Consider the following 22,976-nt stretch of genomic DNA (forward strand, 5'->3'; position numbering starts at 1 on the left):
CACGCACGGGGCGGCGCCCCGGGCCCGTACGACACTGTGGGGGTGATCCGTAGCGAAGCCCTCGACCAGTTGCCCGTACGCACCGCGGTGCCCGCCCTCGTGGAGGCGCTCGACGCGCACGGTACGGCGGTGCTGTGCGCGCCGCCCGGCACCGGCAAGACGACCTTGGTGCCGCTGGTGCTGGCGAGCCTGGTGGGCGGCGGCCCTGTGCGCAGGGTCGTCGTCGCGGAGCCGCGCAGGATCGCCGCCAGGGCCGCGGCGCGGCGGATGGCGTGGCTGCTGGGCGAGCGTGTGGGGCAGCGGGTCGGTGTCACGGTGCGCGGCGAGCGCACGGTGTCCGCGGACACCGTCGTGGAGGTCGTCACGACCGGTGTGCTGCTGCAGCGGCTCCAGCGCGACCAGGAGCTGACCGGCGTCGACGTCGTCGTGCTGGACGAGTGCCACGAGCGGCACCTCGACGCCGACACCGTCGCCGCCTTCCTCCTGGACGTACGGGCGGCCCTGCGGCCGGAGCTGCGGCTGGTGGCCGCGTCCGCGACGACGGACGCGGCGGGCTGGTCGCAGCTGCTGGGCGACGCACCGGTGGTGGAGGCGCAGGGGGTGTCACACCCCGTCGAGACGGTGTGGGCGCCGCCCGTGCGCCCGGTGCGTCCGCCGCACGGGATGCGTGTTGATCCGGCGCTGTTGTCACACGTGGCGTCGGTGGTACGGAGGGCTCTCGCCGAACGCGAGGGCGACGTGCTGTGCTTCCTGCCGGGGGTGGGCGAAATCGCCCGTGTGGCGGGCCAGTTGAGCGGTGTCGGAGCGGAGGTGCTCCAGGTGCACGGGCGGGCCCCCGCCGCCGTGCAGGACGCCGTGCTGGCGGGTTCCTCCGCCGGGCGCCGGGTGGTGCTGGCGACGTCGGTGGCGGAGTCGAGCCTGACCGTGCCGGGGGTGCGCGTCGTCGTGGACGGCGGGCTGGCGCGTGAGCCCCGTACCGACCACGCCCGGGGACTGAGCGCGCTGACGACCGTACGGGCGTCCCGTGCGGCGGCACGGCAGCGCGCGGGGCGGGCCGGGCGCGAGGCGCCGGGCACGGTGTACCGGTGCTGGGACGAGGCCGAGCAGGGCCGGCTGCCCGCCTTCCCGAACCCGGAGATCAAGGTGGCCGACCTGGCGGCATTCGCCCTCCAGGCGGCCTGCTGGGGCGACCCCGACGCCTCGGGCCTCGCCCTCCTGGACGCTCCCCCGGCGGGCGCGATGGCGGCGGCCCGGGAGGTCCTGACGGCGGTCGGCGCGGTGGACGAGGCGGGGCGGGCCACGGACCGGGGTGTGCGGCTGTCGCGGCTCGGCCTGCATCCGCGCCTGGGCCGTGCCCTGCTGGACGGGGCCCGGGAGATCGGGGCGCGGCGGGCGGCGGAGCTGGTGGCGCTGCTGAGCGAGGAGCCGCCCCGGGAGTACGGGGACGACCTGGCGGAGGCGTGGCGGGCGGCCCGGCGCGGCAACGACGCGTACGGGGCGCGCTGGAAGCAGGAGACGCGGCGGCTGGCGTCGGGGGTGGGCGGGGACGGTTCGCCGGCGCCGGCGGACGACGCCGCTGCGGGTCTGGTGGCGGCGCTGGCGTTCCCGGAGCGGGTGGCGCGGGCGCGGGGCGCGGGGGCGTTCCTGATGGCCTCCGGCACCGGTGCCGAGGTGGGCGAGGGGTCGCGGCTGCGCAGTGCGCCGTGGCTGGCGGTGGCGGTCGCGGACCGTCCGGCGCACGCGGCGTCGGCCCGGGTACGGCTGGCGGCGGTGCTCGACGAGGACACCGCGCGGGTGGCGGCGGAGCACCTGTACGGGGTGCGGGAGGAGGTCCGCTGGGAGGGCGGCGACGTGGTGGCCCGGCAGGTGGAGGCGCTGGGGGCGGTGGAGCTGACCGTACGGCCGTTGCAGGAGGTGCCCCGGGAGCAGGTGCGCTCGGCGCTGGTGGAGGGGTTGCGGAAGGAGGGGCTCGGGCTGCTGCGGTGGACGCGGGACGCCCAGGGGCTGCGGGAGCGGCTGGCGTTCCTGCACCGGGAACTGGGGGCGCCGTGGCCGGACGTGGCGGACGGGGCGCTGGTGGAGTGCGCCGGTCAGTGGCTGGAGCCGGAGCTGTCGCGGGCGCGGCGGCGGGCGGACCTGGGCCGGATCGAGGCGGGGCAGGCGCTGAACCGGCTGCTGCCGTGGGCGACCGGGGAGGCGACCCGGCTGGACGAACTGGCGCCGGAGCGGATCGAGGTGCCGAGCGGGTCGCGGATCCGGGTGGACTACTCCGGCGAGCAGCCGGTGCTGGCGGTGAAGCTCCAGGAGATGTTCGGGTTGTCGCAGACACCGAGGGTGGGGGTCGCCCAGGGCTTTCCCGGGGTTCCGGTGCTGGTGCATCTGCTGTCACCGGCGGGGCGGCCGGTCGCGGTGACGGCGGACCTGGCGTCGTTCTGGCGGGAGGGGTACCGGGGCGTGCGGGCGGAGCTGCGGGGCCGCTACCCGAAGCACCCGTGGCCGGAGGATCCGGGCGCGGCGGTGGCCACCCGCTACACGAAGGCACGGGCACCCCAATAGCCGGGGTGCTTCTGCCCGGGGCTCCCGGCGGAAGCACCGGGACCGGTGCCGGCGCCACAAAGCGACACCAGCACCGGCGCTCGTACGGAGCACCGGCACCGGTGCTCCGTACGACCTCAGCGGGGTGCCGGCCCCGTACTAACCCAGTGGCGCCGACACCGGCGGCTCGGCCGCGACCGGGGAAGGCGCCGGCCGACGACTGCGGGCTTCCAGCCAGAGCGACAGGGCCAGGAGCGCGAGGCCGAGGGCCAGGAAGCCCCAGGGGAGGTAGGACGTCAGCAGCAGGACCAGCGTCCGGTTGGACTTGACGAGGGCGAGGGTCGAGTCGACGTAGTCCGCCCGCATCTTCACGTGCCCGGCGAACGCCGTCACCTTCTCCTGTCCCTGGAGCAGGCTGCCGCCCCGCATCTCCTCCTGGTGGATCTCCTCACCGTTCACCGGCGCCCCGGTCACCGGGTCGATCCAGAACATCCGCTTCGTCGTGTACCACATGCTCGTCCCGGTCTGCTTCTCCAGCTTGGTGGAGTCGATCCCCGGCAGCGGCATCTTCTTCGGGTAGGGCACCTTGGTCCACGGGATGGTCTGCTCGAAGTAGTAGACCTCCAGCCCCCGGAACTCCTGTGTCCCCTTGTAGTGGATCGGTGCGGTGACGCGGGCGCGTGCGTCGAAGTACTCGTAGTCGCGCTGCTCCGTCAGGAACGGCCACTTGAACTCGATGCCGCGCCGCTGCACCGGGTCCCCGTCGACCATCTCCCCGGTGGCGTGCACGGGGTCCTGGGTGTGCGCGTCGAAGATGTAGCGCTCGGGGATGGTGGAGACCATCTTCCCGTCGGGTCCCGCGATGAAGGAGAGGGCGTCCCAGACCACGACGTCCCGCCCGGCGGTCTTCTCGATCCGCTCCGACTCCTCGACGTTGCCCTTCAGGGTCTGCACGACGGTGAGTTTGTCGACTTTCTTCGGCTTCATGGTGGCGTAGTCGAGGAGGGTCGCGGGCTTCGCCTCCAGGACCATGTCCTGGTACTGGCTGGGCGGGATCTTGGCCAGGCGCGGGAACGCGTACCACCGCATCAGCGGTGCGAGGGCGGTGAAGAACACCGCGAGGGCGAGCAGGACCAGTCCGGCTTTGCGTCGCATCGTCTGCCGCCCCCGTTACTTCGTGGGTGCCGGGACGGTGGTCAGCAGCGGCTTCGGCGAGGTCTCGCCGGACGGGGCGCCGATCGCCGTGATCGTGAGGACCAGGGCGAACGCGGCGGCCAGTCCCACGGCTGCGGCGATGAGGGCACGCATGTCCCGACTCCCTCCCGGTAGAAGGTTTCTGACGTTCCGTCAGGGAGGGGGCACCGTAGCAACGGCAGCACGAGAGGGGAACACCGAACACCGAAGCGGCACGGAAAACAGAAGAAGGGGGGAGGGGCCGGAACTTCCCGGCCTCTCCCCCCGCCCTTCCCGGGCTACGGCTTCGGCGACGACGACGCGGAGGTCGACGCGGACGGGCTCGCGCCGGTCCCCGGCGACTTCGTCGCAGGCGTCGTCGGCGTCTTCGTCGGCTCCTTGGTGGGCTCCGTCGTGGGCGGAGTCGTCGGAGGCGTGGTCGGCGGCGTCGTGGGAGGCGTCGTCGGAGGAGTGGTCGGCGGCGTGGTCGGCGGGGTCGTGGGCGCGGCCGTGACCGTCACCGGCACATTCAGCGCCACCCCGTCGGCGACGATGCGCAGCACGTACGACCCGGCCGTCGTCCCCGCGTACAGCTTCGGCAGCGCCACCGTGCCGTCCGCGGCCGTGACGAGCCCGCCCACGGTGCGCACCGCGGTGCCGTCGGCGGCCTTGAAGTACGGGCCCTTCGTACCGACGATCACGGCGGACACCTTGGCGCCCTTGAGCGCCTTGCCGTCGGCGGTGGCCTTGACCTCGACGGCCCCGGCGAACGCCTCGCCCGCCTCGGCCTTGAGCGCGGCGGCGGACGTGCGGGTGAGCGCGTCGGCCTTCGGCGCGGGGGCCTCCTTGGCCGTGACGGTCGCCCAGAACTCTGCGGCCGGTGCGCCCGGCGTCGCCGCGCGGACGACGAACGCGCCCGCCCTGCCGCCCGCGGCGAGCACCGGCGCGGTCGCCAGGCCGTTCTTGTCGGTGGTGACGGTGGTGCGCAGCGCGTTGCCCGGGAAGCGGGCCTCGGTGGCGCCCACGATCAGGAACTCGACCTTGGCGCCCGCGACGGGCTTGCCGGCCTTGTCGAGCACCTGCACACCGGGCCGGTCCGCGAAGTCGTCGCCCGCCACCGCGGTCAGCTTGGTGACGCCGACGGCCTTGAGACCCGCGGCGCCGTTCGGCGCGGTCGGCGGGGTGGTCGGTCCCGGCTTGGTGCCGGGCTTGGTGGCGCCCGGGGTCGGCGGCGCGGGCGGGGCGGTGCCGTTGCCGGTGGGCGTCCGGGTGTGGCTGTCGGGCTGCGGGGTGGAGGGCTGGACGCCGGTGCCGTCGGGGACGGTGTGGGTGCCGCGGTTGTAGAAGTCGTACCAGGACAGGACCGTCCGCAGGTACTCGCGCGACTGGTTGTAGCTGAGGATCGCCCTCTCGCGGTCCTTCGGGTTCGTCATGTCCCGGGAGCCCGCGCACAGGTAGTGCCCGGCGGCGAGTGCCGCGTCGTAGATGTTGTTCGGGTCCTTCTTGCCGTCCCCGTTGCCGTCCTTGCCGTTGCGGGCCCAGGTGGAGGGGATGAACTGCATCGGGCCGACCGCGCGGTCGTACGTGCTGTCGCCGTCGTAGGTACCCTTGTCGGTGTCCTTGATGTTGGCGAAGCCGATGCCGTTGAGGACCGGGCCGAGGATCGGCTTGAGGGTGTCGCCCTGGGCGTTGACCTGGCCGCCGCGCGCCTGCCCGGACTCCACCTTGCCGATGGCGGCGAGGAGTTGCCAGGGCATCCGGCAGGACGGGTCGGCGGCCTCGATGGCCGCCTGCGCCTTCTTGTACGCGTCCAGGACGGTCGCGGGCAGACCGGCCTCGACGGTGCCGTCCGGGGCGACCGCCCCGTTGCCCGTGCCCGGCAGAGCGATGCCGGTCTCGGGGGCGCCGGGGGTGACGAGCGGCGGAAGGTCCGTGTAGTACGGGGAGTTGCCGGTGGCCGCCGACTCCGGTCCCGGCTTCGCGCCGGCCGTCTGTCCGTCGTAGGTCGTCCCGGCGGCCCCGGGAGCCTGTGACGCGGACAGGGCGGCCACGGCTATCGCCGCCACCGCTGTCGTGGTCGCTCCTTTGCGCAAGCGACGACCGAACTGTGCAGCCATACGACTGGTCCCTCCCCATCGGCGGCGGTACGCGCTCCCCAGCGCGACGACCCACGTGACACTACGACAACTCTTGGCCCCGGAACACAGGCATCTGAACGGTTTTCACCTCTTCGACACTTTCGTATCCCCAGAAAGTCCCGTCACCGCAGTCCCGCATACTGAACGTCATCGATCAGATGTGAACACGCTGTGCCCGAGGGGGGACCCCATGCCGTTCACGCTCAGCCATGCCGCGGCTGTCCTGCCGGGCGTCCGCCGCGACGGCACCGGACGCGGCCCCTTCCTGCCGTCGGCGCTCGTCGCGGGCTCCTTCGCACCGGACCTGACGTACTTCCTGGCGTCCCTCCTGCCGTACGGCATGTCCTTCGGCTCCTTCACGCACTCGGCCCCGGGCATCGTCACGGCGGACGTGCTGTGCACGGCGCTGCTGGTGCTGTTGTGGGTGCGCTCGCGGGAACCGCTGGTGGCACTGCTGCCGCGACGGTGGCAGGGGCGCGTGCACGCCCTGGTGCGCGGGGCGCGCTGGGACGCCGTATCGCCGTCGCTGGTGGCGGCGTTCGTACTGTCGGCGGTGGTCGGGTCGGTGACCCATGTGGGGTGGGACCTGTTCACCCATCCCGGACGGCTCGGCATGGAGCTGTTCCCGGTGCTCGGGAACGTGTACGCCGGATTCCCTCTCTACACCTATGCGCAGTACGGGTCCTCGGCGCTGGCGGCGGCCGGGCTCTGCTGGTTCCTGGTGACGGCGCTGCGGCGGCAGGCGGGGGCCCCGCCCGACGGCGTACCCCGGTGGGAGCGGCATCAGCGGGGCGTCGCACTGGCACTGCTCGGCGGCTGCGCGGTGCTCGGCGCGGCACTGCGGTGCCTGCGCTGGCAGGCCCAACAGACCGTGCCGCTGCGGCCGTTCGACTACATCCCCACGATCTGCTTCGGCGCGGGCGCGGGACTGCTGGTGGGGCTCGTGCTGTACGTGGTGGTGGCGGGCCGGTGGCGGTCGGCGGCCGCACCGGACGCCGGGGAGCCGCACACGGCCAAGGCCCGGTCCCGTACCCGATCGCACTGATCGCGCACGGGGCCGGGCCCCGGAGCCCGCACCGCGTCAGTGCGCCGCGGACTCCCAGGTGTCGCCGAAGCCCACCGACACGTCGAGCGGGGCCCGCAGTTCGACGGCGCCCGCCATCTCGCGGCGGACGATCTCCTCGACCTTCTTCTTCTCGCCCTTGGCGATCTCCAGCACGATTTCGTCGTGCACCTGGAGCAGCATCCGGGAGGAGCACCCGGCCTTCTCCAGCGCCGCGTCGACGTTCAGCATGGCGACCTTGACGATGTCGGCGGCGGTGCCCTGGATGGGGGCGTTGAGCGCCATCCGCTCGGCCATCTCGCGGCGCTGCCGGTTGTCGCTGTTGAGGTCCGGGAGGTAGCGGCGACGGCCCAGCATCGTCTCCGTGTACCCCGTCGCCCTGGCCTCCTCGACGGCGCGCTGCAGGTAGTCCTGCACCCCGCCGAACCGCTCGAAGAAGGTGTTCATCAGGCCGCGCGCCTCGCCCGCGTCGATGTTCAGCTGCTGCGAGAGGCCGAACGCGGACAGACCGTAGGCCAGGCCGTACGACATGGCCTTGATCTTGCGGCGCATCTCCGCGTCGACCGCCGAGCGCTCCACGGCGAACACCTGGGAGGCGACCGTGGTGTGCAGGTCCTCGCCCGACTTGAACGCCTCGATGAGGCCCTCGTCCTCCGACAGGTGCGCCATCACGCGCAGTTCGATCTGGCTGTAGTCGGCCGTCATCAGGCACTCGTAGCCCTCGCCGACGACGAAGCCGCGGCGGATCGCGCGGCCCTCGTCCGTGCGGACCGGGATGTTCTGCAGGTTGGGCTCGGTGGAGGACAGGCGTCCGGTCGCGGCCACCGTCTGGTTGAAGGTGGTGTGGATGCGGTCGTCGGCGGCGATCGTCTTGATCAGGCCCTCGACGGTGACCCGCAGCTTGGCCTGCTCACGGTGGCGCAGCATGATCACCGGCAGCTCGTGCTCGGTCTGCGCCGCCAGCCACGCCAGGGCGTCCGCGTCCGTGGTGTAACCGGTCTTGGTCTTCTTCGTCTTGGGCAGCGCCAGCTCGCCGAAGAGGATCTCCTGCAACTGCTTGGGCGAACCCAGGTTGAACTCGCGGCCCGCCGCGTCGTGCGCCTCGGTCACCGCCTGCTGCACCGCACCCGCGAACTGCTGCTCCATGGCGGTCAGGTGGGCGCGGTCGGCGGCGATGCCGTGCCGCTCCAGGCGGGCCAGCAGGATCGAGGTGGGCAGCTCCACGTCGTGCAGCAGCTCGGCCGCGCCGACCTCCTTCAGCCTCTGGGAGAAGGCGTCACCCAGGTCGAGGATGGTGCGGGCCTGCCCCATGAGGGCGTCCGCCTCGGCCCGCTCGTCCTCCTCGGAACCGAACGCGAGCTGCCCCTCGGCAGCGGCGGCCGGAGCCAGTTCGCGGCCCAGGTACTCCACCGACAGGGCGTCCAGCGCAAAGGACCGGCGGCCCGGCTTGACCAGGTAGGCGGCGAGCGCGGTGTCCATGGTGACGCCCTCGAGGGACCAGCCGTGCTCCGGCAGGACCCGCAGCGCACCCTTGGCGTTGTGCAGGACCTTCGGGCGCCGTACGTCGGCGAACCAGGCGGCGACGGCCTTCTCGTCCGCCTCGTCCAGCTGCGCCGGGTCGAACCAGGCGGCGGCACCGTCGGCCGCGGCCAGCGCGATCTCGGTGACCGAGCCCGTGCCCAGCGCCCAGGTGTCCACCGTGGCCACGCCCAGCGGCTGCGCGCCGTGCGCGTCCAGCCACGGGGCGACCTCGCCGGTGCCCAGCACCGAACCGTCCAGCTCAAGACCGGCGGCCGGGGCGGCGGCCTCCTCCTCGGCGGCCCCCGGGTCCACCGCGTACAGGCGCTCGCGCAGCGACGGGTTGCGGATCTCCAGGACGTCCAGGACACCGGCCACGGCGTCCCGGTCGTACGGGGCGCGCTCCAGGTCGGCCGGCGTCTTGGGCAGCTCCACGTCGCGCACCATCTCGGTGAGCTTGCGGTTGAGCTTCACGGCGTCCAGGTGGTCGCGGAAGTTCTGCCCCGCCTTGCCCTTGACCTCCTCGGCGCGCTCCACCAGGTCCGCGAACGAACCGAACTGGTTGATCCACTTCGCGGCGGTCTTCTCCCCGACACCCGGGATGCCGGGGAGGTTGTCGGACGGGTCGCCGCGCAGCGCCGCGAAGTCCGGGTACTGCTGCGGGGTCAGCCCGTACTTCTCCTCGACCTTCTCCGGGGTGAACCGGGTCAGCTCGGAGACGCCCTTGGTCGGGTACAGCACCGTGACGTGCTCGGTGATCAGCTGGAAGGAGTCCCGGTCGCCGGTGACGATCAGCACGTCGAACCCGGCGGCCTCGGCCTGGGTGGCGAGCGTGGCGATCACGTCGTCGGCCTCGAAACCGTCGATCGCGAAGCGGTCCACGTGCATCGCGTCCAGGAGCTCGCCGATCAGCTCGACCTGCCCCTTGAACTCGTCGGGGGTCTTGGAACGGTTCGCCTTGTACTCCGGGAACTCCTCGGAGCGCCAGGTCTTGCGGGAGACGTCGAACGCCACCGCGAGGTGCGTGGGCGCCTCGTCACGCAGGGTGTTCGCCAGCATCGACGCGAAGCCGTAGATGGCGTTCGTCGGCTGGCCGGTCGCGGTCGTGAAATTCTCCGCGGGCAGCGCGAAGAACGCACGGTAGGCCAGGGAGTGCCCGTCCATGAGGAGCAGGCGGGGACGGACCCCGGCGGTCTCAGGGGTTTTGTCTGCGGTCTTCGCTGCTGTTTTTGCCACGCCCCCGATCCTAGGCGGCGCCACTGACATTCCGGTCCGCGTGCCGCTCCCGCCCCTCCCCTGACGTACTCACTGTCAGTGGTCCGTGACAGGATCGAAGAGGTCAGACTCCGGTACGAAGATCCACCGCTCGAAGGGGAGCGCCATGGCAGCCAAGCCGCCCGTAGGGGACCCGGTCCAGGACGCACCGCAGGTCGCGGCCCCCCAGCACGCCGCCGCCGGGCTGCCCGCCATCGCGCACACCCTCGCCATGGCCCACCAGCAGATGGGCACGGTGCGCACCGCCCGCACCCTGCTGAAGGTCAACCAGAAGGACGGCTTCGACTGCCCCGGCTGCGCCTGGCCGGAGGAGGACAAGCGGCACACGGCGGAGTTCTGCGAGAACGGCGCGAAGGCGGTCGCCGAGGAGGCCACCGTCCGCCGCGTCACCCCCGCCTTCTTCGCCGCCCATCCGGTCTCCGACCTCACCGGGCGCAGCGGGTACTGGCTCGGGCAGCAGGGCCGCATCACCGAGCCGATGTTCCTGGACGAGGGCTCGGACACGTACGTACCGGTCACCTGGGAGCGTGCCTTCGAGCTGATCGGCACGGAGCTGAAGGCGCTCTCCTCCCCCGACGAGGCCGTCTTCTACACCTCGGGCCGCACCAGCAACGAGGCGGCGTTCCTGCTCCAGCTCTTCGCCCGCGAGTTCGGCACGAACAACCTGCCCGACTGTTCCAACATGTGCCACGAGTCCTCCGGCTCCGCGCTCACGGAGACCATCGGCATCGGCAAGGGCAGCGTCTCCCTCGACGACCTGCACAAGGCCAAGCTGATCATCGTCGCCGGGCAGAACCCGGGCACCAACCACCCGCGCATGCTGACCGCCCTGGAGAAGGCCAAGCACGCGGGCGCGAAGATCATCTCGGTGAATCCGCTGCCCGAGGCCGGCCTGGAGCGCTTCAAGAACCCGCAGACCCCGCAGGGCATGCTCAAGGGCACCTCCCTCACCGACCTCTTCCTCCAGATCCGCCTCGGCGGCGACCAGGCCCTCTTCCGCCTCCTCAACAAGCTGATCCTCGACACCCCGGGCGCCGTCGACGAGCTGTTCGTCCGCGAACACACCCACGGGTACGAGGAGTTCGCCGCCGCCGCGCAGGCCGCCGACTGGGACGAGACGCTCACCGCGACCGGCCTGGACCGCGCCGACATCGAGGCCGCCCTGCGCATGGTCCTGGAGTCGCGGAGCACCATCGTCTGCTGGGCGATGGGCCTCACCCAGCACAAGCACTCCGTGCCCACCATCCGCGAAGTCGTCAACTTCCTGCTGCTGCGCGGCAACATCGGCCGCACCGGCGCCGGAGTCTGCCCGGTGCGCGGCCACTCCAACGTCCAGGGCGACCGCACCATGGGCATCTTCGAGCGGCCCGCGCCCGCCTTCCTCGACGCCCTCGACAAGGAATTCGGCATCACCTCGCCCCGCCACCACGGGTACGACGTGGTCCGCGCCATCCAGGCGCTGCGCGACGGCGACGCCAAGGTCTTCTTCGCGATGGGCGGCAACTTCGTGGCCGCCACCCCCGACACCTTCGTCACCGAGGCCGCCATGCGCCGGGCCCGCCTCACCGTGCACGTGTCGACCAAGCTCAACCGCTCGCACGTCGTCACCGGCACCCGCGCGCTGATCCTGCCCACCCTCGGCCGCACCGACAAGGACGTACAGAAGAGCGGCAAGCAGTTCGTCACCGTCGAGGACTCGATGAGCATGGTGCACGCCTCGCGCGGCAACCTGCCGCCCGCGAGCAAGCACCTGCTCTCCGAGCCCGCCATCGTCGCCCGCATGGCCCGCGCCGCCCTCGGCACCAAGTCGGCCACGCCCTGGGAGGAGTTCGAGCAGGACTACGCCACGATCCGCGACCGGATCTCCCGCGTCGTCCCCGGCTTCGAGGACTTCAACTCCCGCGTCGCCCGGCCCGGCGGCTTCACCCTCCCCCACGGCCCCCGCGACGCACGCCGCTTCCCGACCACCACCGGCAAGGCCAACTTCACCGCCGCCCCCGTCGAGTACCCCGAACTCCCCCAGGGGCGGCTGCTGTTGCAGACCCTGCGCTCCCACGACCAGTACAACACCACCATCTACGGCCTCGACGACCGCTACCGGGGCATCAAGGACGGCCGCCGCGTCGTCCTGGTCAACCCCGAGGACGCGGCGGCACTCGGGCTCGCGGACGGCTCGTACACCGACCTGATCAGCGAGTGGAAGGACGGCGTCGAACGGCGCGCACCCGGCTTCCGCGTCGTGCACTACCCGACCGCCCGCGGCTGCGCCGCCGCCTACTACCCGGAGACGAACGTCCTGGTGCCGCTGGACGCCACCGCGGACACCAGCAACACCCCCGCCAGCAAGTCCGTAGTAGTACGTCTGGAACAATCACCGACCGTCTGAGCGTTCGCTTAGCCACCGGACCACCCGGTCACGCACATCCCCGCACCTCGAACGGAGCCTGGCCCATGGGCGAGCAGTCCACCGCGAAGTTCCCGCAGGAAGTCGTCGACGAGTACGCCGCACTCGGCGTCGACCTGGTCTCGATGTTCTCCGCCGGACACCTCGGCACCCGCATGGGCGTCGAGATCGTCGAGGCCTCCGCGGACCGCGTCGTCGGCACCATGCCCGTCGAGGGCAACACCCAGCCGTACGGGCTGCTGCACGGCGGCGCCTCCGCCGTCCTCGCCGAGACCCTCGGCTCGGTCGGCGCCATGCTGCACGGCGGCAGCAAGAAGCTCGCCGTCGGCGTCGACCTCAACTGCACCCACCACCGCAGCGCCCGCAGCGGACGGGTGACCGGCACGGCCACCCCCGTCCACCGCGGACGCTCCACGGCGACCTACGAGATCGTCATCACCGACGAGGACGACAAGCGGGTCTGCACGGCCCGCCTGACCTGCATGCTCCGCGAGATCGACCCGGGCGCGGTCACGGGCTGAGAGGCAGCGTCACACTGCTCAACCCGGCCCGGACCGACATCGTCGTCCCGGCCGGGTAACGCAGCGTGTGGTCGAAGTCCGTCGACACCAGCACCACACCCAGGCGGTGCCCCTTCTTGAAGACGTACTCCTGCGGCTGCATCCCCCACCTCAGCGCGTACTCCCGGCCCTCCACGACCTTGTCCTGACGGGAGAGGGAGTTCCGGTTGCGGACGTCCAGCCAGCCCCGCGAGACGATCTTGAAGTCGGCGCTCTCCGTACGGTGCCTGGTCCGGTACGTGCACCCCGTGTCCCCCGGAACGCCCTGCCCGTAGCAGACCGGCGGCTGCGAGGTGTCCGCGACCATGCCCGACGTCGCCCGGGTGTCCGTGCCGTAGTCCACCAGCAGCGCCGTCACATACGGCGACGTGCCCTTCAGCGACGCCACCACCGACAGCTCCGGCACCCCGTTGACCCGCAGGTCCTTCGTCAGCGCGTCCGTCGTGTACGCGAGACGGTTCGGGTTCTTCCCCTCGGGCGCCGCCACCAGCTGCTCGGCCCTCACCGTGCGCCCCGCGTCCGTCAGCGACTCCTTGACCGGCAGCCCCGGCCACGAGGACAGCTTCCCGCCCGCGTTCAGCCGCAGCGTCTGCTCCCGGGTGCCGCGCGCCGGCCACTCCGACTGCCGCTTCCAGGTGAAGTCGGCCTGCTCCACGTCCACCTTCGGCTCGTCCAGAGCGCCGTTCTTCAACCCGTACAGCCAGTAGTCGAACCACTGGTGGGTCTGCCGCAGCCACTCCTCCATGCGCATCGGCATCGGGTTGCTGTGCCCGCCCTGGTGCAGCCACATCTTGCGCGGCACACCGTGCTTCTTCAGCGCTTCCCACAGCTGCACGGAGTTCTTGGTCTTGACGTTCCAGTCGTTGAAGCCGTGCACGACGAAGACACCGGCCTTGATCTTCCCGACGTCCCTCAGGTAGTCCCGCTCCTTCCAGAACGGCCCGTAGTCGCCCGTCTCCCGGTCCTGCCGGGCGGTCAGCTCGTCATGGACCGCGGCGCACACCTCCGGATTGCTGCGGCTGTTGACGCCCTTGGCGAGGATGTCGGTGTCCTCGCCCTGATAGCCGCCCGGCGCGACGACCCCGCCGTTCGCCCGGTAGTAGTCGTACCAGGACGAGATGCCCGAGATCGGCACGATCGCCTTGAGGCCCTTCACCCCGGTCGTCGCCACGGCGGTGGGCAGGGTGCCGTTGTACGAGATTCCCATCATCGCCGAATTGCCCGTCGACCAGGTCGCCTTCACCGGCTTCCCGTCCACGTCCCAGCCCTTGGCCCGCCCGGCCAGCCAGTCGACGGCGGCCTTCGCGCCGAGGGTCTCGTTGCGCCCGCCGGAGGTCGAGCAGCCGGTCGCCTTGCCGGAGCCGACGTTGTCGACCTCGGCGACCGCGTAACCGCGCGGCAGGTAGTAGTTGTCGTAGTAGCCGCCGTACGTCACCGGGGCCGCCGCCGCCAGGGACGGCTGCCGGGACTCCCCCAGCCGCTTGCCCAGCGGCAGTCCGTCGCCGTCCAGGTCCACGTTGTGGAAGGGGACGTCCGGGCCGCCGCCCCAGTACGGGCTGGCCTCGATGATCGTGGCGACCTTCAGCCCGGCGTCCGTCTCCTTGGGGCGCAGGATCCGCATCCGGATCGTGTCCCGCCTGCCGTCACGGTCGCTGTCGGTCTCGGCCTCCACGTCGACCTGCTGGTAGACGGCGTCGGCACGGGAGAACACCGGCTGCGTCTCGTTGTTCACGATCCTCAGACCGTTCGCGGCCTTCGGCGCGGGCTCGGGGTCCTGCGCGGCGGCCGGGGTGGGCAACGCGGTCAGGAGGGACGCGGCAAGGGCCGCCATACCCCATTTCCGTACCGTACGAAGGGAGTTGGTACGTCTTCCGGTCGGTCTCGCCATCGTGCCGGCCTCCAGGGCTGCGGGGAACGTGCGGTCACGCGCGAAGCGCACCGCACATTCCACCGCCCCCACCCCTCCCGCACCAGAGGGCCACACGACAGACAGCACCAACTCCCCGCCCCCGTCCGCCCCGTAGCCGGGAATTCCCCCAACACCTAGCCTGGACAGGTGAGTTCAGGTCGCATGCACCTTCACCGAAACCGGGCCGCGAGCACCCTCGCCGCACTCGTCTGCGCCTCCGCGTGCAGCACCCCGGACACACCCGAGGCACGCACCACCAACTCCCCCGCCCCCACCGCGTCCCCGACCGCCCAGACCCCCGCCGACCTCTGCACCTCCCTCGTCGGGTACTGGGTCAAGGAGGCCCTCAGGGGCAACAAGTGGGCCGGCATCGACTGGGAGCAGAAGGGCCTGTCCAACGAGCAGTACGAACTCCACGAAGCCGTCCTCACCGAGGCCCGCGCCGAGCAGAAGAAGAACGGCACCGCCGCCGCCGAACGCCTGGCCGACCGCAGGGTCCGCCAGAAGTGCGAGCAGACCAAGGGCGCCACGGGCAGCTCCGAGAACTGGCGCGACCCCACCGAACAGGTGACACCCACCTGGCGCCCGCCCCGATGAACGGCACCGGCGACACCGGCAATCGCACCCCCGCCGCCAAGGACACCCGCACCCCCACCCGGCACACACCATGAGCGGCATCGGCCCGGTGGAGCCCGGCGGCGGCGAGGACAGCCCCTGGTTCACCCCACCCCCCGCCCCGGGCCACGTCCGACCGTACGAGACGCTCGTCCACACCGCGGGCGACCGGGAGCGCCCCTGGCACCGCGCCCTGCGCCGCACCGCCCTCGCGGCCGGCGCGCTGCTCGCCCTCGTCGTCGCGCTCGGACAGCCGCCCTCCCGGGAACCCGAGGTCATTCCCGTACCCGGGCTCATCACCCGGATCGACTACCAGGGACCGGCCGGCCCCGTCGACACCCGGAGCCGGAGCTTCGCCTTCCGGATCAGGTTCCACCTCGACGACGGGGCCCCCGACAAGCCGCTCGTCATCGAGAACATCCGCCCGCCCTACACCGGCTTCACCCTCCACGCGAACCCCTCGCCGCCGCTCACCGTGCGTCCGGGGCAGGACCACAGGACCGTCCTGCGCATCACCGTCCAGAGCTGTGACCGCGTGCCACGAAACGCCTCCCACCCCCTCTTCGACATCACGGTGAGTAACGGCCGGGCGGAGCAACGCATCGGCTACGCCTTCGGCACCGCATACGCCGAATACCTGGAACAGGCACTCACTTTGCTCTGCCCCCGGTCAGTACCAAGATCACCCCAAGCCCCTTAGCGGAACTGCCAGTTCTCACCATGCGAGAAACAGCCACCGCGACCAAAAGACCGTTCTGCCCCCACTTGGGCACCAAGCTCTCGCCACGGCATAACAAGACAGTCACATCCTGCCGCTACCTGCTCCCCGAGTCCTTCACCTGCGCTTAGAGTCACGGCCAGTCACCGCGCCGTCGGGCACGACTGCAAGCGACTGCCAGCACCTGGCAAGAACAGTCTTTCCAATGCCCCATCACCACGCCCCAGTTCGGCCCGGCCAGCGCCACGGCACCTCAGCTGAGGAGGCCGCGCCAGGGAAAGGATTCACCGTGCGACACCGTTCCTTGCTCATACTCACCACCGTGCTCACCACCGGAGCACTCACCCTCACCGCCTGCTCCTCGCGTGACGACGGCAAGAGCGGTGGCAGCGGATCGGGCAAGACGACCACCGTGATCATCGGTGTCGACGCGCCGCTCACCGGCTCCCTCTCCGCCCTCGGCCAGGGCATCAAGAACTCCGTGGACCTCGCGGCCAAGACGGCCAACAAGAACAAGGAAGTCCCCGGCGTCGAGTTCAAGATCGAAGCCCTCGACGACCAGGCGATCCCGGCCTCCGGCCAGGCCAACGCCACCAAGCTCGTCGGCAACAAGGACGTCCTCGGCGCCGTCGGCCCCCTCAACTCCGGCGTCGCCCAGTCCATGCAGGGCGTCTTCGAGTCCGGCAACCTCGTCCAGGTCTCCCCCGCCAACACCAACCCCTCGCTCAGCCAGGGCGACAACTGGGGCAAGGGCGAGAAGAAGCGCACCTTCAAGACGTACTTCCGCACCGCCACCACCGACGTCATCCAGGGCAAATTCGCCGCCCAGTACCTCTTCAACGACGCCAAGAAGAAGAAGGTCTTCGTCGTCGACGACAAGCAGACCTACGGCGTCGGCCTCGCCTCCATCTTCTCCGCGGAATTCAAGCGGCTCGGCGGCACCGTCGCCGACACCGACCACGTCACCAAGGACGAGAAGGACTTCTCCACCACCGCCAACAAGGTCAAGTCCTCCGGCGCCGACTCCGTCTTCTTCGGCGGCCAGTACCCCGAAGGCGGACTCCTCTCCGACCAGATCAAGAAGGCCGGAGCCAACATCCCCCTCATGGGCGGCGACGGCATCTACGACCCCGCCTTCATCAAGGCCTCCGCCCAGGCCAACGACGGCGACCTCGCCACCTCCGTCGGCTACCCCGTCGAACAGCTCACCACCGCCAAGGCCTTCATCGCCAACTACAAGGCCGGCGGCTACAAGGACCCCTACGCGGCCTACGGCGGCTACTCCTACGACGCCGCCTGGTCCATCATCCAGGCCGTCAAAACAGTCGTGCAGGCCAACAACGGCAAGCTCCCCGACGACGCCCGCGCCAAGGTCGTCGAAGCCATGTCCAAGGTCTCCTTCGAAGGCGTGACCGGCAAGGTCTCCTTCGACGAATACGGCGACACCACGAACAAGCAGCTCACGGTCTACGGCGTCAAGAACGGCGCCTGGGCCTCCATCAAGAGCGACACGTTCAACGACTGACCCACCAGCACTCCCCGCACTGACCGAACAGACCGCGCGAGGACGCAAACAGCGCCCTCGCGCGGTGTCATATCCGACACGCTCATCGGAGGCCCTGCGGTGCACGAACTGCCGCAACAGCTGGTCGACGGCCTTGCCCTCGGTGCCCTTTATGGCCTCATCGCCATCGGGTACACCATGGTCTACGGCATCGTCCAGCTCATCAACTTCGCCCATGGCGAGATCTTCATGGTCGGGGGCTTCGGCGCCCTCATCACGTACCAGATACTCCCTGACGGGACATCTCTCGTGGTGGCCCTGCCCCTCATGCTCATAGGCGGAGCCATAGTCTCCGTGGCTGTCGCCACAGCCGCGGAACGCTTCGCATACCGACCCCTGCGCGGCGCACCGCGACTCGCACCCCTCATCACCGCGATCGGCCTCTCGATCGTCCTCCAGCAACTCGTCTGGGGCTTCTTCCCCGGCGCCAAGGCGGCCGTGAACTTCCCCGAGTTCACCGGACCCTCCTTCAAGATCTTCGACGGCCTCGCCATCGACCGCGCCGACCTCTTCGTCTTCATCGCGGCCCCCGTCTGCATGTTCATCCTCGGCCTCTTCGTCTCCAAGAGCCGCAGCGGACGCGCCATGCAGGCCACCTCCCAGGACCGCGACACCGCGAAGCTCATGGGCATCAACACCGACCGCATCATCGTGATGGCCTTCGCGATCGGCGCCGCCTTCGCCGCCGTCGCCGCCACCGCCGACGGCCTCAGCAAGGGCCAGCTCACCTTCAACATGGGCTTCATCCTCGGCCTCAAAGCCTTCACCGCAGCCGTCCTCGGCGGCATCGGCAACATCTACGGAGCCATGGTCGGCGGCCTCGTCCTCGGCGTCGCCGAATCCCTCGCCACCGCCTACATCGCCGACATCCCCGGCATGAGCACATTCGGCGGCGGCAGCTGGAAGGACGTCTGGGCCTTCGCCCTCCTCATCCTCGTCCTCCTCTTCCGACCCCAGGGCCTGCTGGGCGAACGCGTAGCGGACAGGGCGTGACCACCATGACCACAGACCTCACCAAGAACACCGCGGAAACGCAGGCGACGGCGACCACCGAAGTCACCCCCGTCATCCCCCTGCCCACCACCGCCGCACGACACCTCACCGCCGCAGGCGCCGTCCTCACCGTCGTCTCCACCTTCCTCGCCTGGACCTACACCGACGAGTTCCCCGGAGACCTCACCTACTACGGCAGCCCCGCCGGCCTGCAAACCGTCGTCCTCGTCGGCGGACTCCTCACCCTCCTGTACGCCATGACCGGCTACGGCCTGCGCGGACTCGGCTGGCTCAACCCCTCCGGCAGCAACAACGCCGTCGCCCTCCTGGCCCTCGGCACCATGGCCACCGCCTGGTTCACCGGCATCGCCATCGCCGTCCAACTCGGCGGCGTCAACCACCTCGACCCCGGCGGCTTCCTCGCCCTCCTGGCCTCCCTCGCCGCCTTCGTCGGCACCCTCGGCCTACCGCTCGACCGCAAGACCCAGGCCTCACTGCCGAAGTGGAACTACTTCCTCACCGTCGTACTCGGCGTCGTCCTCTACGCACTCGCCCGGTACATCCGCCTCGGCACCGTCACCCGCAAGCCCAAGCGACCCAAGGAACTCCCCTCCTGGGCCGAAATCCTCATCATCATCGCGGTCTTCGCCGCCGGACTCGGCATCATCGCCTACGGCGTCGACGCCGAAGACTCCGAACTCTTCATCGGCTTCCTGATCACCCTCGTCTTCGCCGCAGCCGCCCTCGGCAAGGCCGGACTCCTCTCCCGCCTCACCGAACTCACCTACAAACACCGCGGCGTCACCATGGCCGGCGCCATCGCCACCGCCGTCGCCTTCCCCTTCACCCAGAGCACCGACACCTTCACGCTCATCGGCGTCAACATCCTCATCTTCGCCACCGTCGCCCTGGGCCTGAACATCGTCGTCGGCCTCGCAGGCCTCCTCGACCTCGGATACGTCGCCTTCCTCGGCGTCGGCGCCTACACCGCCGCCCTCGTCTCCGGAGCCACCTCCTCCGTCTTCAAGATCGAATTCCCCTTCTGGGCAGCAGCGCTCCTCGGAGCCCTCGTCTCCCTCATCTTCGGCGTCCTCATCGGCGCCCCCACCCTGCGCCTGCGCGGCGACTACCTCGCCATCGTCACCCTCGGCTTCGGCGAAATCTTCCGCCTCACCGTCAACAACCTCGACGGCCAGACCGGACCCCGCGTCACCAACGGCCCCAACGGCGTCGCCAACGTCCCGCCGATCAAAATCTTCGGCTACAACTTCGGCGAAACCCACACCCTCTTCGGCATCGAAATCAGCAAGTTCACCAACTACTTCCTGCTGATGCTCATCGCCACCGTCATCGTCGTCCTCGTCTTCCGCCGAGCCGGAAACTCCCGCATCGGCCGCGCCTGGGTCGCCATCCGCGAAGACGAAACCGCCGCCACCGCCATGGGCATCAACGGCTTCCGCGTCAAACTCATCGCCTTCGCACTCGGCGCAGCCCTCGCAGGCCTCGCCGGCTCCGTCCAGGCCCACGTCACCACCACCGTCGTCCCCGAGACCTACCAGTTCGCCGGACCCGTACCACCCAACTCCGCATTCCTCCTCGCGGCAGTCATCCTCGGCGGCATGGGCACCATCACCGGACCCCTCCTCGGCGCATCACTCCTCTACCTCATCCCGGCCAAGCTGCAATTCCTCGCCGAATACCAACTCCTCGGCTTCGGCCTGGCCCTCATCGTGCTGATGCGCTTCCGCCCCGAAGGCCTCATCGCCAACCGGCGCGCCCAGCTCGAATACCACGAAACCGACCAACTCGACGTACCCGACCAACCCACCGTCGGCACCGGCGTCGGCATCACGAAGGCGGGGGCGTGAACACCATGGCAACTCCCACAGCCACCACCGACACCGCGGCCACCGGCCAGACCGTCCTCGACGCCAGCGGCGTCACCATGCGCTTCGGCGGCCTCACCGCCGTACGCAACGTCAACCTCACCGTCAACGCAGGCGAGATCGTCGGACTCATCGGCCCCAACGGCGCCGGAAAAACCACCTTCTTCAACTGCCTCACCGGCCTCTACGTCCCCACCGAGGGCACCGTCACCTACAAGGGCACCGTCCTGCCGCCCAAACCCCACCTCGTCACCCAGGCAGGCATCGCCCGCACCTTCCAGAACATCCGGCTCTTCGCCAACATGACCGTCCTGGAAAACGTCCTCGTCGGCCGCCACACCCGCACCAAAGAAGGCCTCTGGTCAGCCCTCCTGCGCGGCCCCGGCTTCAAGAAAGCCGAAAAGGAATCACACGACCGCGCCATGGAACTCCTGGCGTTCATCGGCCTCGAAAACAAAGCCGACCACCTCGCCCGCAACCTCCCCTACGGCGAACAACGCAAGCTGGAAATCGCCCGCGCCCTCGCCAGCGACCCCGGCCTGCTCCTCCTCGACGAGCCCACCGCCGGCATGAACCCCCAAGAAACCCGGGCCACCGAAGAACTCGTCTTCGCCATCCGCGACATGGGCATCGCCGTCCTCGTCATCGAGCACGACATGCGCTTCATCTTCAACCTCTCCGACCGCGTCGCCTGCCTCGTCCAGGGCGAAAAACTCGTCGAGGGCACCGCCGAGGTCGTCCAGGGCGACGAACGCGTCATCGCCGCCTACCTCGGCACCCCCTTCGAAGGCGCCCCCGGCGCCGAAGAAGCCGCCGAAGTCGAAGCCGCCGAAGCCCAGGCCGAAGCGGCCAGCACCACCCGCACGGACCGCACCGAAGGAGACACCCCGTGACCGCCCTCCTGGAGGTCGAGGACCTCCGCGTCGCCTACGGCAAGATCGAAGCCGTCAAGGGCATCTCCTTCCAGGTCGAAGAAGGCCAGGTCGTCACCCTCATCGGCACCAACGGCGCCGGCAAGACCACCACCCTGCGCACCCTCTCCGGCCTCCTCAAGCCCTCCGGCGGCAGCATCCGCTTCGACGGCAAACCCCTCGACGGCATCCCCGCACACAAGATCGTCGCCATGGGCCTCGCCCACTCCCCCGAGGGACGCCACATCTTCCCCCGGCTCACCATCACCGAAAACCTCCAGCTCGGCGCGTTCCTCCGCACCGACAAGGCAGGCATCGAAAAGGACATCCAGCGCGCCTACGACCTCTTCCCCATCCTGGGCGAACGTCGCAAGCAGGCCGCAGGCACCCTCTCCGGCGGCGAACAACAGATGCTCGCCATGGGCCGCGCCCTCATGTCCCAGCCCAAGCTGCTCATGCTCGACGAACCCTCCATGGGCCTCTCCCCGATCATGATGCAGAAGATCATGGAGACCATCGTCGAGCTCCGCGCCAGCGGCACGACGATCCTCCTCGTCGAGCAGAACGCCCAGGCGGCGCTCTCCCTCGCCGACCAGGGCCACGTCATGGAGATCGGCAAGATCGTCCTCTCCGGGACGGGCGAACACCTCCTCCACGACGAGAGCGTCCGCAAGGCGTACCTCGGCGAGGACTGATCACCCTTCGTGTACGAAAACGGGCCCGCCCCGCACTGTCACAGTGCGGGGCGGGCCCCTTCACGTACCCCTGCGGCCCGCCTACTGCTCCTTGGCCGCCTGCTTCTTCTCCTCGGCGTCCTCGATGACCGCCTCAGCAACCTGCTGCATGGACAGCCGACGGTCCATCGACGTCTTCTGAATCCACCGGAACGCGGCGGGCTCCGTCAGCCCGTACTGGGTCTGGAGGATCGACTTCGCCCGGTCCACCAGCTTCCGCGTCTCCAGGCGCAGGGTGAGGTCCGCGACCTCGTTCTCCAGCGTCTTCAGCTCCGCGAACCGGGACACGGCCATCTCGATCGCCGGAACGACGTCACTCTTGCTGAACGGCTTCACGAGGTACGCCATGGCCCCGGCGTCCCGCGCCCGCTCGACCAGGTCGCGCTGCGAGAACGCGGTGAGCATGAGGACCGGGGCGATGGACTCGGCGGCGATCTTCTCCGCTGCGGAGATGCCGTCCAGCACGGGCATCTTCACGTCCAGGATCACCAGGTCCGGCTTGTGCTCCCGGGCCAGCTCGACGGCGGTCGCGCCGTCTCCGGCCTCGCCGACGACCGAGTAGCCCTCTTCCTCCAGCATCTCCTTGAGGTCGAGCCGGATGAGGGCTTCGTCCTCGGCGATGACGACGCGGGTCGTCAGCGGCGGAACGTGCGACTTGTCGTCGTCGGCGACGGGCGGCTGGGGCGACTCGGGGGTGGTCACGGGGCTCCTTGATCCAGGGCAGATACAGCTCCCACGAGCGTACCTATCTCCTGTATGTTTGAGACACAGCGGGTCTCCGCTAACCTTTGAAGTGAAGCCAGCCCTGGTAGTCCAGCGGAAGAGACACGGTGCTCAAACCACCGACAGCGTGGGTTCGAATCCCACCCAGGGCACTTTACCTTCGATTCCAAGGTCGCAATCGAATTGGCGATCTTCACTCTTCCCGGTGAACAGATCTTCGATGCCTCTTCCATGTGATCGATGACACGCAACGCTCC

General features: G+C 70.1%; 17 protein-coding genes and 1 tRNA gene. 12 read left to right on the plus strand and 6 right to left on the minus strand.

All coding sequences use genetic code 11. The annotated features are described in order from the left end of the window. The first annotated feature begins 42 nt into the window (after positions 1 to 42). Positions 43 to 2,556, plus strand: a complete 2,514-nt coding sequence (gene hrpB / locus ACIO3O_RS21135; RefSeq protein ID WP_401748004.1) for an ATP-dependent helicase HrpB — start codon at positions 43 to 45, stop codon at positions 2,554 to 2,556. 138 nt (positions 2,557 to 2,694) lie between these two features. Here hrpB and ACIO3O_RS21140 read toward each other — a convergent pair whose 3' ends face one another. From ACIO3O_RS21140 to ACIO3O_RS21150, 3 genes are all read right to left on the minus strand, one after another. Continuing rightward, positions 2,695 to 3,690, minus strand: a complete 996-nt coding sequence (locus ACIO3O_RS21140; protein WP_401748007.1) for a DUF3068 domain-containing protein — start codon at positions 3,688 to 3,690, stop codon at positions 2,695 to 2,697. A 15-nt stretch (positions 3,691 to 3,705) separates the two neighbouring features. Next, complete coding sequence (locus tag ACIO3O_RS21145) at positions 3,706 to 3,843, minus strand: SPW_0924 family protein (protein WP_401748010.1); 138 nt, start codon at positions 3,841 to 3,843, stop codon at positions 3,706 to 3,708. 164 nt (positions 3,844 to 4,007) lie between these two features. Then, positions 4,008 to 5,825: a lytic murein transglycosylase gene (locus ACIO3O_RS21150; protein ID WP_401748011.1), complete on the minus strand. Its 1,818-nt coding sequence runs from the start codon at positions 5,823 to 5,825 to the stop codon at positions 4,008 to 4,010. Between the two features lie 211 nt (positions 5,826 to 6,036). Here ACIO3O_RS21150 and ACIO3O_RS21155 point away from each other — a divergent pair, with 211 nt between their 5' ends. After that, complete coding sequence (locus ACIO3O_RS21155) at positions 6,037 to 6,891, plus strand: DUF4184 family protein (RefSeq protein WP_401748013.1); 855 nt, start codon at positions 6,037 to 6,039, stop codon at positions 6,889 to 6,891. A 36-nt stretch (positions 6,892 to 6,927) separates the two neighbouring features. Here the strand turns inward: ACIO3O_RS21155 and polA are convergent, their stop codons facing one another. Beyond that, positions 6,928 to 9,693, minus strand: coding sequence for a DNA polymerase I (gene polA / locus ACIO3O_RS21160; RefSeq protein WP_401748016.1), 2,766 nt, complete (start codon positions 9,691 to 9,693; stop codon positions 6,928 to 6,930). A 115-nt stretch (positions 9,694 to 9,808) separates the two neighbouring features. On the opposite strand from polA, the gene ACIO3O_RS21165 reads away from it, so the two are divergent. Together ACIO3O_RS21165 and ACIO3O_RS21170 are read left to right on the plus strand one after the other, a co-directional pair. Then, a complete protein-coding gene (locus ACIO3O_RS21165) occupies positions 9,809 to 12,088 on the plus strand; it encodes an FdhF/YdeP family oxidoreductase (RefSeq protein ID WP_401748019.1) in 2,280 nt (759 codons plus the stop codon). Between the two features lie 65 nt (positions 12,089 to 12,153). Then, entirely contained in the window at positions 12,154 to 12,627 is a 474-nt protein-coding gene (locus ACIO3O_RS21170) for a PaaI family thioesterase (protein WP_401748022.1), read from the plus strand. Here the strand turns inward: ACIO3O_RS21170 and ACIO3O_RS21175 are convergent. Beyond that, complete coding sequence (locus ACIO3O_RS21175; protein WP_401748024.1) at positions 12,617 to 14,497, minus strand: Xaa-Pro dipeptidyl-peptidase; 1,881 nt, start codon at positions 14,495 to 14,497, stop codon at positions 12,617 to 12,619. The two genes, ACIO3O_RS21170 and ACIO3O_RS21175, sit on opposite strands and share 11 nt — an antisense overlap. A gap of 240 nt (positions 14,498 to 14,737) precedes the next feature. Here ACIO3O_RS21175 and ACIO3O_RS21180 point away from each other — a divergent pair, with 240 nt between their 5' ends. The 7 genes from ACIO3O_RS21180 (at position 14,738) to ACIO3O_RS21210 (ending at position 21,957) form a co-directional block, all read left to right on the plus strand. Beyond that, complete coding sequence (locus tag ACIO3O_RS21180) at positions 14,738 to 15,172, plus strand: hypothetical protein (protein ID WP_401748027.1); 435 nt, start codon at positions 14,738 to 14,740, stop codon at positions 15,170 to 15,172. 70 nt (positions 15,173 to 15,242) lie between these two features. After that, positions 15,243 to 15,890, plus strand: coding sequence for a hypothetical protein (locus ACIO3O_RS21185; RefSeq protein ID WP_401748030.1), 648 nt, complete (start codon positions 15,243 to 15,245; stop codon positions 15,888 to 15,890). 307 nt (positions 15,891 to 16,197) lie between these two features. Then, positions 16,198 to 17,433 (plus strand): branched-chain amino acid ABC transporter substrate-binding protein, encoded by a 1,236-nt coding sequence (locus tag ACIO3O_RS21190; protein WP_401748033.1) that lies wholly within the window; start codon positions 16,198 to 16,200, stop codon positions 17,431 to 17,433. A gap of 99 nt (positions 17,434 to 17,532) precedes the next feature. Next, positions 17,533 to 18,465 (plus strand): branched-chain amino acid ABC transporter permease, encoded by a 933-nt coding sequence (locus ACIO3O_RS21195; RefSeq protein ID WP_401748035.1) that lies wholly within the window; start codon positions 17,533 to 17,535, stop codon positions 18,463 to 18,465. A gap of 5 nt (positions 18,466 to 18,470) precedes the next feature. Beyond that, positions 18,471 to 20,333, plus strand: coding sequence for a branched-chain amino acid ABC transporter permease (locus ACIO3O_RS21200; protein WP_401748037.1), 1,863 nt, complete (start codon positions 18,471 to 18,473; stop codon positions 20,331 to 20,333). A gap of 5 nt (positions 20,334 to 20,338) precedes the next feature. Further along, a complete protein-coding gene (locus tag ACIO3O_RS21205; protein ID WP_401748040.1) occupies positions 20,339 to 21,244 on the plus strand; it encodes an ABC transporter ATP-binding protein in 906 nt (301 codons plus the stop codon). Then, positions 21,241 to 21,957, plus strand: a complete 717-nt coding sequence (locus ACIO3O_RS21210; protein WP_401748043.1) for an ABC transporter ATP-binding protein — start codon at positions 21,241 to 21,243, stop codon at positions 21,955 to 21,957. Before ACIO3O_RS21205 ends, ACIO3O_RS21210 begins: the two co-directional genes overlap by 4 nt. 81 nt (positions 21,958 to 22,038) lie before the next feature. Here ACIO3O_RS21210 and ACIO3O_RS21215 read toward each other — a convergent pair whose 3' ends face one another. Beyond that, positions 22,039 to 22,698 (minus strand): ANTAR domain-containing response regulator, encoded by a 660-nt coding sequence (locus ACIO3O_RS21215; protein ID WP_401748045.1) that lies wholly within the window; start codon positions 22,696 to 22,698, stop codon positions 22,039 to 22,041. Between the two features lie 100 nt (positions 22,699 to 22,798). Here ACIO3O_RS21215 and ACIO3O_RS21220 point away from each other — a divergent pair. Beyond that, positions 22,799 to 22,871 (plus strand) — tRNA-Leu (locus ACIO3O_RS21220). Positions 22,872 to 22,976: the final 105 nt, after the last annotated feature.

The sequence above is a fragment of the Streptomyces sp. NPDC087440 genome (genome assembly GCF_044744005.1).
Lineage (GTDB): Bacteria > Actinomycetota > Actinomycetes > Streptomycetales > Streptomycetaceae > Streptomyces.